The organism is Streptomyces sp. H39-S7, from assembly GCF_027158205.1.
Lineage (GTDB): Bacteria > Actinomycetota > Actinomycetes > Streptomycetales > Streptomycetaceae > Actinacidiphila.
Genome location: NZ_JAPVLU010000040.1, coordinates 31,524 through 43,162 on the forward strand (window position 1 = coordinate 31,524; position 11,639 = coordinate 43,162).

An 11,639-nucleotide genomic window follows, 5' to 3' on the forward strand; every position below is an offset into this window, starting at 1 on the left:
TCCGTAACTACCAAGGGAAGCGAAAGCGTGTGGGTCGGTAGACCGGACAGTAAGGACCGGCCCCGAGGGATGTCAACAGTTTGTTGAAGTTCCTGGTGGCGCAAGGTTTGGCGCGAGGTTCGGCGCAGGGCTTGGCCAAGGTGTGGTGAAAGGCTTGGTCAAGGTGTGGTGCCGCCCGGCGGTGCGTTTGGGCGCGACAGGACAGGTCACGCACCGCCGGGCGGAATCGGGGGCGAGGCGGGGCCTCGCGGGCCGGCCGGAGCCGGCGGGGAACGCGTCAGTCGTTGACGGGCAGGCCGGACAGCCGCTCGACGCCGCGCAGCAGCGCCGAGTGGTCCAGGCCACCGTCACCCTGGGCGCGCAGCGAGGCGACCAGGTTGGCGACGACGGAGCCGACGGGCAGGGCCGCGCCGACGTTGCGGGCGGCGTCGGTGACGATGCCCATGTCCTTGTGGTGCAGGTCGATCCGGAAGCCCGGGGCGAAGTCGCGCTTGAGGAAGTTGTCCTTCTTGCGGGTCAGCACGGTGGAACCGGCCAGCCCGCCGTTGAGGACCTCCAGCGCGGCCTCCAGGTCCACGCCGGACTTCTCCAGGAAGACCACGGCCTCGGCGCAGGCCTGGATGTTGACCGCGACGATGAGCTGGTTGGCGGCCTTGACCGTCTGACCGGAGCCGTGCGGCCCGCACAGGACGATGGTCCTGCCGAGCTTGTCGAGGATCGGCTTGGCGATGTCGAAGTCGGCCTTGTCGCCGCCGACCATGATCGACAGCACGGCCTCGATGGCGCCGGCCTCGCCGCCGGAGACCGGGGCGTCCAGCACGCGGATGCCCTTGGCGGCCGCGGCCTTCGCCAGGTCGACGGAGGTCTGCGGGGTGATCGAGGAGGTGTCGATCAGGAGCGCGCCGGACTTGGCGTTCTCCAGGATGCCGTTCTCGCCGTAGGCGATGGCCTCGACCTGCGGGGAGGCCGGCACCATCGTGATGATGACGTCGGCGTCCTTGACGGCCTCGGCGATGGAGGCCGCGGCGGTGCCGCCGGCGGCCGCCAGGCGGTCCAGCTTGTCCTGCTCAAGGGTGTAGCCGGTGACGGAGTAGCCCGCCTTGACCAGGTTCTCGGCCATGGGGGAGCCCATGATGCCGAGGCCGATCCAAGCGACCTTGGGAAGGGAGGAGCTCATGATCTGCGACCTTTCGGATCAGTGGGCGGAGAGCCACTGGAAGTTGTCGGCGCTCGGGCCGGTGGGCTTGTACTCGAGGCCGACGTAGCCGTCGTAACCGGCCTTCCGCAGCCGGCCCACGAGGTCGTCCAGCGGCAGCGTGCCGGTGCCCGGAGCGCCGCGGCCCGGGTTGTCGGCGATCTGCACGTGGCCGGTCCTGTCGGCGTAGCGGTCGATGACCTCGTCGAGGTCCTCGCCGTTCATCGACAGGTGGTACAGGTCCATCAGGAACTTGGCGTTGCCCAGTCCGGTGGCCGCGTTGACCTGGTCGACGACCTCGATCGCCCGCGGTGCGCTGACGATCGGGCACAGCGGCGACTCGGGCTTGTTCAGCGCCTCCACCAGGAGGATGGCGCCGACCCGGTCGGCGGCGCGGGCCGCCAGCACCAGGTTCTCCAGCGCCAGGGCGTCCTGGACCTCGGGGGCGACGCCCTCGACCCGGTTGCCGTAGAGCGCGTTGAGTGCCTTGCATCCGAGCGACCGGGCGAATTCCGCGGCGACCTCGATGTTCGCGCGGAAGCGGTCCGACTCCTCGCCGGGGATCGACAGCGCGCCCCGGTCGGGGCCTGGCAGCTGCCCGGCGTAGAAGTTCAGGCCCACCAGCTGGGTGCCGGCGTCGTTCAGCGCGTCGCGCAGTGCGTCGAGTTCGGCCTGGGCGGGGGTGGGTGTTTCGATCCAGGGCCACCACAGCTCGACCGCCGTGAAGCCGGCCGCGGCGGCTGCCGCGGGGCGCTCCAGGAGCGGGAGTTCCGTGAAGAGGATCGAGAGGTTCACATCGAAGCGCGCTTCGGAGAGGCTCACTAGCGTTGCGCTCCTTCCGTATTGCGGAAGTTAGTTTCTGCTTAACGGAAGACTGAACGAACCCCATGTCAGCTGTCAAGTGCGGATGTCGCCACCTGAGGCCGACCGGTTAGGTTGGGCCCGTGAAACTGAGGCTGGAATTCACCACGGAACCGTTCGACCTGGACGAGGCTCCCGCCCACGCGCTGGTCGCCCGGGAGGTCGTCGGGGCGGCGGACCTGGACGCGGTGGACGTCGGACCGTTCGGCAACACCGCCGAGGGCTCTCCCGAGGCGGTGGTGGCCGCGGTGGCGGAGCTGCTGCGGCGCACCGTCGACGCGGGCGCCACCCGGGTCTCGCTGCAGGTGAGTGTCATCGGGGAGGGTGATCAGTGACCGGGACCGGGGGGCACGCGTTCGCCGATGCGGTCAAGCCGCTGGTGGACGCCATGGGGGCCGAGCTCGTCGCGCCGGACCAGGCGCGTGGCGACGATGTGGTGCTCAGCTGGGAGGGCGAGGCGGTGCTCGCCGTCAGGCTGCCCCATCTGGCCGATTCGCTCGATCACATTCTTGCCGACCTCCAGCGCCGGCACGGCACGCTGTCCGAGCTGAACCGCAAGGACAAGCAGGGCGTCGTCCGGATCCTGGAGGAGCGCGGCGCGTTTTCCGTGCGGCACGGGGTCGAGACGGTCGCTTCCGCCCTGGGCGTGAGCCGTTTCACCGTCTACAACTACCTGAACAGGGAGAACGCGGCGAAGGCCGCCGAGTGACCGCCGAGCGGACTCTCCCGTAACTTCGCGGCCACCTTTGTTACGGGAAGTTTTCAACAAAGTGTTGACGTGGCCCGATCCCGGCTCTTAGCTTGCGGCTGTGACTTCCAGCGCTTCGCCGGGCCTCGCCCGGCTCAACTCAGCCACCGCGTCCGACGCGGCCGGACTGCTGCACGAGGTGTGCGCCAGCCGGTCGTGGGGCGCGGCGGTGACCGCCGGCCGGCCGTACCCGGACCTCGACGCGCTCTTCGCCGCGAGCGACGCGGCCATGGCGGGACTGACCGCCGACGACCTCGGCGAGGCGATGGCCGGACATCCGCCCATCGGCCGCCCCAAGCCGGGCGACCCGACCTCCGAGCGGGAGCAGGCCGGCGTCCAGGAATCGGTGCGCGAGGAGCTCCTGAAACTGAACCTCGCCTACCAGGACGCCCACGGACACGTCTTCCTGATCTGCGCCACCGGACGCACCGGCGACCAGATGCTGGCCGCCCTCAAGGAGCGGATCGGCAACGACACGGACACCGAACGCGAGATCGTCCGTGCCGAACTGGGCAAGATCAACCGTATTCGGCTGAATCGCCTCGCGGAGGAACTCGCGGAAGAACCCGCGGATGAACCCGCAGCAGAACTCGCAGAAGAGGGAGACCCGTCATGACGGAGACCTCCGTGTCCACCCACATCCTGGACACCAGCGTCGGCCGCCCCGCCGGGGCCGTCCCCGTGGAGCTGTCGGTCCGCACCGGCGTCGACGACCTCTGGGCGCCGCACGGCGCGTCCACGACGGACGCCGACGGCCGCTGCAAGGACCTGCCGCCCCTGCCGGAAGGCACCACACACGTACGGCTCGACTTCGCGGTCGAGCAGTACTTCACGGCACCAACCATCTCAGCCGAGGAACAGCAGGACGCCCCCCGCGCAAGGGACAGCGGCGCGTTCTTCCCGGAGGTGGCGATCACGTTCGCCGTCAAGCCGGGTGAGCACTACCACGTACCGCTGCTGCTCAACCCGTTCGGCTACTCCGTATACCGAGGGAGCTAGCACCGACATGCCCACGATTCTCGGCCAGAACCAGTACGGCAAAGCGGAAAACCGCGTCGTCAAGATCACGCGGGACGGCGACACCCACCACATCAAGGACCTCAACGTCTCCGTCGCCCTCTCCGGCGACATGGAGGAGGTCCACTACTCCGGCAGCAACGCGAACGTGCTGCCGACCGACACGACCAAGAACACCGTGTACGCCTTCGCGAAGGAACACGGCATCGAGTCGGCCGAGCAGTTCGGCATCCACCTGGCCCGGCACTTCGTGACCAGCCAGGAGCCGATCAAGGTCGCGCGGATCCGGATCGAGGAGTACAGCTGGGAGCGCATCGCGACCAGCGACGGCAACTCCCGCTTCATCGGTGCCGATGAGGTCAACCACTCCTTCGCCCGCACCAACCAGGAACTGCGGACCACCCAGATCACCTACGACGGTGAGAAGTGGGAGGTCATCTCCGGCCTGAAGGACCTGAAGGTCATGAACTCCACCAACTCGGAGTTCTGGGGGTTCGTCAAGGACAGGTACACGACGCTCAAGGAAGCGTACGACCGCATCCTGTGCACCGAGGTGTCGGCGAAGTGGCGCTACAACTGGACCAGTGACGACGAGCGCATGCCCAACTGGGAGAAGTCCTACGAGCAGGCGCGCAAGCACATGCTCCAGGCGTTCGCCGAGACCTACAGCCTCTCGCTGCAGCAGACGCTCTACCAAATGGGCGCGCGCATCATCAACAGCCGTTCGGAGATCGACGAGATCCGCTTCTCGCTCCCGAACAGCCACCACTTCCTGGTGGACCTCGAACCGTTCGGCCTGAAGAACGACAACGAGGTGTACTTCGCCGCCGACCGGCCCTACGGCCTGATCGAGGGCACCGTCCTCCGTGACGGTGTCGAGGCCCGCATCCCGGTGGATCTCACCAACCTCTAGTACGTCTGCCTCGTCCCCCGACGCGCGCGCCGGCGTCACGGTCCCCGCACCCCGGTGCGGGGACCAGGGGGAGAGCGGGGGCATCTGCGCAACGAAGCACCGCGGGCCCGGTCGTCACCCCGCTCGACCCCCGGGCCCGTCCATCGAGAAGGAAGCACGAGGAACTGCCATGGCAGCACCGCGCATCGTCATCGAGAACTGCGCTATCGCCACCGTGGACGCGAACGACACCGAGTACGCCTCGGGCCATGTCGTCATCGCGGGCAACCGCATCGAGTCGGTAGGCGCCGGCGCTGCCCCCCAGGGACTGGAGAACGTCGTCCGCCGCGTCGACGGCACCGGCCATCTGGTCACCCCCGGCCTCGTCAACACCCACCACCACTTCTACCAGTGGCTGACCCGGGGCCTCGCCCAGGACAGCAACCTCTTCAACTGGCTCGTCGAGCTGTACCCGACCTGGGCACGCATCGACGAGGAGATGGTCTACGCGGCCGCCCAGGGCTCCCTGGCGATGATGGCCCGCGGCGGCGTGACCACCGCGATGGACCACCACTACGTCTTCCCCAAGGGCTCCGGCGACCTGCTGGGCGCCGAGATCCGCGCCGCCAGGGAGATGGGCGTCCGCTTCACCGCCGCCCGCGGCTCCATGGACCGCGGCGCGTCGGACGGCGGCCTGCCGCCGGACTTCGCCGTCGAGACCCTCGAAGGCGCGCTCGCCGCGACCGAGGAGGCCATCGACACGCACCACGACGCCTCGTTCGACTCGATGCTGCACATCGCCGTCGCCCCGTGCTCCCCCTTCTCCGTCTCCACCGACCTGATGCGCGAGGGTGCGCTGCTCGCCCGCCGCAAGGGCGTCCGCCTGCACACCCACGGCTCGGAGACCGTCGAGGAGGAGAAGTTCTGCCACGAACTCTTCGGCATGGGCCCCACCGACTACTTCGAGTCCACCGGCTGGCTCGGCGACGACGTGTGGATGGCGCACTGCGTCCACATGAACGACTCCGACATCGCCGCGTTCGCCCGCACGAAGACCGGCGTCGCGCACTGCCCCTCCTCCAACGCCCGCCTCGCGGCCGGTATCGCCCGCGTCCCGGACATGCTCGCCTCCGGCGTGCCGGTCGGCCTCGGCGTGGACGGCACGGCCTCCAATGAGTCCGGTGAGCTGCACACCGAACTGCGCAACGCGCTCCTGATCAACCGCCTCGGCGGCGGGGAGCGGGCGCTCAACGCCCGCCAGGCGCTGCGCCTGGGCACGTACGGCGGTGCGCAGGTCCTCGGCCGCGCCGACCAGATCGGCTCCATCGAGGCCGGCAAACTCGCCGACCTGGTGCTGTGGAAGCTGGACGGCATCGGCCACTCGTCCATCGCCGACCCGGTCGCCGCGCTGGTGATGGGAGCGGCCGCCCCGGTCACCCTGTCGCTCATCAACGGCAAGCCGGTGGTGGAGAACAACCACCTCACCACGGTCGACGAGGACGCCATCGCGCGGCTGACCCGCGTCCAGGCCCAGCGCCTGGCCAGGATCGCGGGCCTCGCCTAGGCCCCACGGCCCAGGTTTCCCCAGAGCAACCGGTCAGGGAGGGACGGCCCCTGACCGGCCGCCGGTCCCGCGTTCGCGCGGACCCGGCAGCGCCGCCCCCGGCCCGTGGACCACGGTCGGTCCCGGATCGCCGGGGGCGGCGTTTTGTGTACCCGCACATGACGAAGTACCACCACCGCCGCCACCACCCCTCTGCTTGATGTCAGGCCCGTACATGCACCTCCCTGAAACCCGCAGTGCGCTTCGCGTAACCGACAGGAGGAACCGTGGTCGCTCAATCCGTGGACTCGGATTCGGTACATCCCGTGGACCAGACGCTGCCCCCGGGCAAGCTCCTCACCAGCGGCCTGCAGCACGTGGCCGCGATGTACGCGGGGGTGGTGGCGCCGCCCCTTGTCGTCGGAGCGGGCATAGGCCTGTCCACCGCCGACATCACGTTCCTCATGGGGGCCAGCCTCTTCACCGCGGGCCTCGCCACCCTCCTGCAGACCCTCGGCATCTGGAAGATCGGCGCCCGGCTGCCCTTCGTCAACGGTGTCTCGTTCGCCGGGGTCGCCCCGATGCTCGCCATCGGCAAGTCGGCGGAGCCCGGCCACGCCCTGCCCGTCATCTACGGCGCGGTCATCGTCGCGGGGGTACTGGGCTTCGTCCTCGCCCCCTACTTCTGCAAACTCGTCCGCTTCTTCCCGCCCGTCGTCACCGGCTCGGTGATCACCCTGATCGGGATCTCCCTGCTGCCGGTCGCCATCAACTGGTCGCAGGGCGGGGTGGCGACCGCCCCCGACTACGCGTCGGTGTCCAACATCGCACTCGCCGCCGCGACGCTCGCCATCGTCCTGGTCCTGCGCCGGGTGCTCACCGGCTTCCTGCAGCAGATCGTCATCCTCATCGGCCTGGTGCTCGGCACCCTGCTCGCCATCCCGATGGGAAAGTCGGACTTCAGCCCCATCAAGGACGCGGGTCTCGTCGGCTTCCCCGACCCGTTCCACTTCGGAGCGCCCGAGTTCCAGATCGCGGCCATCATCTCGATGTGTGTCGTCATGCTCGTCTGCATGACGGAGTCGACCGCCGACATCCTGGCCCTCGGCAAGATCGTGGACAAGCCGGCCGACGAGAAGATGCTGGCCGCCGGCATCCGGGCCGACGCCCTCGGCTCGGCCCTGAGCCCGGTCTTCAACGGCTTCATGGCCAGTGCCTTCGCCCAGAACATCGGCCTCGTCGCCATCACCAAGGTCCGCAGCCGCTTCGTCGTCGCTGCCGCGGGCGGCATCCTCATCCTGCTCGGCCTGTGTCCCGCGCTGGCCTCCGTCATCGCCCTCGTACCGCAGCCGGTACTGGGCGGCGCCGGCATCGTGCTCTTCGGCTCGGTCGCGGCCAGCGGCATCAAGACCCTCACCGAGGCGGACCTCTCCGACGGCAACAACCTGCTCATCGTCGCCACCTCGGTCGGCGTCGGCGTCATCCCGGTCGTCTCACACACCTTCTACGCGCACTTCAACGACCACCTGAAGATCATCCTCGACTCCGGCATCAGCACCGGATGCCTGGTCGCGGTCGTCCTCAACCTCGCCTTCAACCACCTGGGCCGCAAGCCCGCCGCCGAGGACCCGGACGAGCGGATCGATGTCGGCGCCGCCTCCGACTCCGATGATCAACAGGCCGTAGCAGAAAGGTCGTTGACCGTTCACTGAGCTCTCCGCGAACGGAGGGGCAGCTCGATCCCGAGCCGCCCCTCCGCGTGTCAGGATGTGCCGATCACGGCACTCGGAGGGGGACGGGAATGAATGAGTCGGGTCGGGTCGAGGCGTTCAGCGACGGGGTGTTCGCCATCGCGATCACACTGCTCGTACTGGAGATCAAGGTCCCGCCGCACGCGGGGGACCACCTGTGGTCCTCGCTCGGCGAGATGTGGCCGTCGTACGCCGCCTACGCCGTCACGTTTCTGATCATCGGCATCATGTGGATCAACCACCACACGATCTTCCAGTACATCGCCCGCGTCGACCGCACGCTGCTCTTCCTCAACCTGCTGTTGCTGATGTGCGTGGCCGCGCTGCCGTGGCCGGCCGGGCTGATGGCCGAGTACCTGCGGGACGGCCATGCCTCGCACGTGGCCGCCGCTGTCTACAGCCTCTTCATGGTCGCCCACGCGGTGGCCTACCAGGCGCTGTGGTGGCACCTGACACGGACCGGTCACCTGTTTGACGGCCGGGTCGACATCGCCGCAGCCCGGGCCACCCGGCGGCGGTTCGCCGTCGGGTCCGTGGTCTACCCCGTCACGGTCGGCCTGGCGTTCGTCTCGGCCCCGCTGACGCTGGCGGTGCACGGCGCGCTCGCCGTGTACTACGCGTTCAACCAGGTGCCCGTCCCGACGCGTGAGCAGGAGCCGGCGGTGGCCGGGGCCGACGGGTGAGGCGGCCCCGGCCGGCCGTCACACCCCCAGGCGGCCGCGCAGCTTCCGGCTGCCGAGGATGAGCGCGGCGCCGGCGAGCAGCGCCGGGATGCCCAGCGCCAGGTAGTAACCCGCGCCCGGGGTGCTGGTCTTGGACAGCTGCACGGCGTGCCCGCCGACGCCCGCGCCGAGGGCCGCCGCCAGCCAGAACAGGCCGATCATCTGGCTGACGAACGTCCTGGGCGCCACCTCGGTGGTGACGCTCATGCCCACCGGGGCGAGCGCCACCTCGCCGCACGCCTGGAGCGCGTACGCCACGATCAGCCAGAGCGGCGACACCAGGTGGCCGTCGGAGCCGACCACCGTGGCCACCGCCATCAGCAGCAGGCTCACGCCCATCAGCCCCAGCCCGATGCCGAACTTCGCGGGCGCGCCGAGCCGGTCGCCCAGCCGGACCCACAGCCAGGCGGAGACCGGTGCGGCGGCGAGGATGAACAGCGGCACCAGCGACTGGAACCAGCTGGCCGGCACGGTGAAGCCGCCGATGGTCCGGTCCGTGCCGACCTTCGCGAAGAGGCTGAGTACGGTGCTGCCCTGGATGTAGAGCATCCAGAAGAACGCGGCCGACAGGAAGAGCCAGATGTAGGACCTGATCCGCTCCCGCTCGCGTGCGGTCACCACCGGATTGCGCAGCAGCCGGCGGAAGCAGACCACCGGCAGGACGATGGACAGCAGGCCGCCCAGCGCCAGCGCGTGGCGCAGTTCGAACGTGCCGGCGGCACCGTCCGCGCCGTACACCACGGTCAGTACCGTCAGGACGACGGCGGTGCGGCGCTTCACCCGGCGCCACACCTCCGGGCTCGCGGGCCGTTCCGGGTGCTGACCGATCTCCCCGAAGTACTTGGTGCCGCGCAGGAACTGGGCCAGCCCCAGGAGCATCCCCACGGCGGCGGCGCCGAAGCCGAGGTGCCAGTCGACGGACTCACCGAGCGCGCCGCACACGATGGGCGCGGCGACCGCGCTGACCTGGATGCTCATGTAGAAGATCGCGAATCCGGCGTCCCGTTCCGCCCGGGAGTCGCGGGCGTAGCAGGCGGCCAGCACCGTGGCCAGGTTCGGCTTGAGCAGTCCGGTGCCGGCGGCGATCAGGCCCATGCCGACGTAGACGGTCGGCACCGCGGGCAGTGCCATCGAGCAGTGCCCCAGCGCGATGAGGACGCCGCCGTAGAGGGTGGCCTTGCGGGCGCCGAGGATTCGGTCGCCGAGCCAGCCGCCGGGGACCGAGGCGAGGAAGACCGTCGCCAGGTAGACGCCGAACAGCGCGGTGGCGGTGTCCTCGGACAGGCCGAGGCCGCCCTCGGCCTTGCTGGCGGAGGCGTAGAGGAAGAGGATCGCGGCCATCCCGTAGAAGCTGAAGCGCTCCCACATGTCCAGGCCGAAGAGCGTGGTGAACCAGCGGGGCCGGCCCAGGAAAGTACCGCCGGGGGGCGCGGCGGATTCCTCTCCCGCAGTGGCCGTCGTGGTGGGAGCCGCCATGGGACCTCCTCCGGGCAGGGCCGGGCGGGAGCGCGGCCAGTGTGTCCGGTGAGGTTGCCAGCGTCCGATCGGGGACGGCTCAAGGACGTTCCAGCGGTCCCCGATCGCGGTCGGCTCAGCAGAGGTCAGGGACGGGCGACGGGCGGCTTCCAGACGTACGGGGTCGTGGTGGTGACCGGCAGCAGGCCGAGCCGGGCCAGGATCGGGCGGCTGTCGTCGGACGCGTCGACCTGGAGGTAGCGCACCCCCCGCGTCACGGCGAGTCGGGCGCGGTGGGCGACGAGCGCGCGGTAGATGCCCCGGCCGCGCCAGGCGACGAGGGTGGAGCCGCCCCACAGCGACGCGAACTCCGTGTCGGTGTGCAGTCGCATCCAGGCGGCGGAGACGACCTCGTCACCCGCCTCGGCGACGACCACCACGGCCGGGTCGCCCTCGCCGTTCAACTCCCGCTCCAGGGCGTCCGGCAGCCAGGTGTGGTCGAAGCCCCAGACCGCCTCCTCCATGGCCTGGATCCGCTCCAGATCCGCCCGGGAGGTGACCTCGCGCAGCGTCACGCCCTGCGGCGGCGCGGGTTCCGCGGCCAGCTCGGCGGCCTCGCCCACCAGAACCGTCTCCCGCTCCTCGGCGGTGAACCCGGCGGCCGTCAGGCGCTCGGGGAGGTCGGCGGGCAGGTCGTGGCCGTGGTACTTCCACTCCACGGACTCGCCCAGCGCGGCGAAGTGGTCGCGCTGCGCGGCGATGAACGCGTCGAGTTCCGCGCCCTCCAGCCCGCCGAGGTCGCGGTAGGTGATGAGCCCGCCGTGCCCCGCCAGGACCTGCCGGACGACGGGGCCGGACCGCTCCGCCGCCTCGCGCCGGACCCCGCGGGCCCGGAGCTGCCCGTCGTACGAGTCGCGGTACGCGAGGGCGCGTTCGCCGATGGCCATCGTCAAAGCCCCCGGTACATGATGTGCAGTCCGACGTAGCCCTCGTCCGGATGCAGGAAGCCCTCCGGGACGGTGCCGAGGACGGTGAAGCCGAGCGACTCGTACAGGCCCACGGCCCGGACGTTCGACGCGACGACCGCGTTGAACTGCATCCCGCGGTACCCCTCGGCGCGCGCCCAGCGCAGCGCCTCCTCGGCGAGCGCCCGACCGGCGCCGCGCCCCGTGTGCTCGGGGGCGACCATGAAGCTGGCGCTGGAGATGTGGGAGGAGCCGCCCATGTGGTTGCGGTTCATCTTCGCCGTCCCGAGCACGCTCCCATCGGTGTCGACGGCGACCACCGTGCGCGAGGGAGCCGACAGCATCCACATGTCGCGCGCGGTGGCCTCGTCCAGGTCGCGGGGGTAGGTGAAGGTGTCCCCCCGCTCCACGATGCCGTGCAGGAACGGCCAGATCTCGGGCCAGTCGTCAGGAGTCACATCTCGGATGAGCATGACGGACATCATGCGGG

Annotated in this window: 13 protein-coding genes; 8 read left to right on the forward strand and 5 right to left on the reverse strand. The window is 70.0% G+C overall.

Annotation, left to right across the window (positions count from 1 at the left end):
• Window positions 1–277 precede the first annotated feature (277 nt).
• Both O3X23_RS31310 and O3X23_RS31315 read right to left on the reverse strand, forming a co-directional pair.
• Complete coding sequence (locus O3X23_RS31310) at window positions 278–1,177, reverse strand: 2-hydroxy-3-oxopropionate reductase (protein WP_269275502.1); 900 nt, start codon at window positions 1,175–1,177, stop codon at window positions 278–280.
• Between the two features lie 18 nt (window positions 1,178–1,195).
• Complete coding sequence (locus O3X23_RS31315) at window positions 1,196–2,017, reverse strand: TIM barrel protein (protein ID WP_269275504.1); 822 nt, start codon at window positions 2,015–2,017, stop codon at window positions 1,196–1,198.
• A 122-nt stretch (window positions 2,018–2,139) separates the two neighbouring features.
• Here O3X23_RS31315 and O3X23_RS31320 point away from each other — a divergent pair, with 122 nt between their 5' ends.
• The 8 genes from O3X23_RS31320 to O3X23_RS31355 all read left to right on the forward strand — a co-directional run bounded on the left by O3X23_RS31320 (window position 2,140) and on the right by O3X23_RS31355 (window position 8,690).
• Window positions 2,140–2,391, forward strand: coding sequence for a hypothetical protein (locus tag O3X23_RS31320; RefSeq protein WP_269275506.1), 252 nt, complete (start codon window positions 2,140–2,142; stop codon window positions 2,389–2,391).
• 53 nt (window positions 2,392–2,444) lie between these two features.
• On the forward strand, window positions 2,445–2,765 hold the full coding sequence (locus tag O3X23_RS31325) for a helix-turn-helix domain-containing protein (protein ID WP_269275608.1): 321 nt from the start codon (window positions 2,445–2,447) through the stop codon (window positions 2,763–2,765).
• 100 nt (window positions 2,766–2,865) lie between these two features.
• Window positions 2,866–3,420 (forward strand): 2-oxo-4-hydroxy-4-carboxy-5-ureidoimidazoline decarboxylase, encoded by a 555-nt coding sequence (uraD, locus tag O3X23_RS31330; protein WP_269275508.1) that lies wholly within the window; start codon window positions 2,866–2,868, stop codon window positions 3,418–3,420.
• Complete coding sequence (gene uraH / locus O3X23_RS31335) at window positions 3,417–3,803, forward strand: hydroxyisourate hydrolase (protein ID WP_269275510.1); 387 nt, start codon at window positions 3,417–3,419, stop codon at window positions 3,801–3,803. The genes uraD and uraH overlap by 4 nt, the downstream gene beginning before the upstream one ends.
• Window positions 3,804–3,810: 7 nt before the next feature.
• Window positions 3,811–4,734, forward strand: coding sequence for a factor-independent urate hydroxylase (pucL, locus tag O3X23_RS31340; protein WP_269275512.1), 924 nt, complete (start codon window positions 3,811–3,813; stop codon window positions 4,732–4,734).
• A gap of 169 nt (window positions 4,735–4,903) precedes the next feature.
• A complete protein-coding gene (locus O3X23_RS31345) occupies window positions 4,904–6,277 on the forward strand; it encodes an 8-oxoguanine deaminase (RefSeq protein ID WP_269275514.1) in 1,374 nt (457 codons plus the stop codon).
• Between the two features lie 266 nt (window positions 6,278–6,543).
• Window positions 6,544–7,968 carry a nucleobase:cation symporter-2 family protein gene (locus O3X23_RS31350; RefSeq protein ID WP_269275516.1) on the forward strand — a complete coding sequence of 475 codons (1,425 nt, stop codon included), beginning with the start codon at window positions 6,544–6,546 and terminating at the stop codon, window positions 7,966–7,968.
• Between the two features lie 89 nt (window positions 7,969–8,057).
• Window positions 8,058–8,690 (forward strand): TMEM175 family protein, encoded by a 633-nt coding sequence (locus tag O3X23_RS31355; RefSeq protein ID WP_269275518.1) that lies wholly within the window; start codon window positions 8,058–8,060, stop codon window positions 8,688–8,690.
• 18 nt (window positions 8,691–8,708) lie between these two features.
• Here O3X23_RS31355 and O3X23_RS31360 read toward each other — a convergent pair whose 3' ends face one another.
• The 3 genes from O3X23_RS31360 to O3X23_RS31370 form a co-directional block, all read right to left on the reverse strand.
• Complete coding sequence (locus tag O3X23_RS31360) at window positions 8,709–10,205, reverse strand: peptide MFS transporter (RefSeq protein WP_269275520.1); 1,497 nt, start codon at window positions 10,203–10,205, stop codon at window positions 8,709–8,711.
• A 125-nt stretch (window positions 10,206–10,330) separates the two neighbouring features.
• Window positions 10,331–11,131 carry a GNAT family N-acetyltransferase gene (locus tag O3X23_RS31365; protein ID WP_269275522.1) on the reverse strand — a complete coding sequence of 267 codons (801 nt, stop codon included), beginning with the start codon at window positions 11,129–11,131 and terminating at the stop codon, window positions 10,331–10,333.
• Between the two features lie 2 nt (window positions 11,132–11,133).
• A complete protein-coding gene (locus O3X23_RS31370) occupies window positions 11,134–11,622 on the reverse strand; it encodes a GNAT family N-acetyltransferase (protein ID WP_269275524.1) in 489 nt (162 codons plus the stop codon).
• Window positions 11,623–11,639 lie beyond the last annotated feature (17 nt).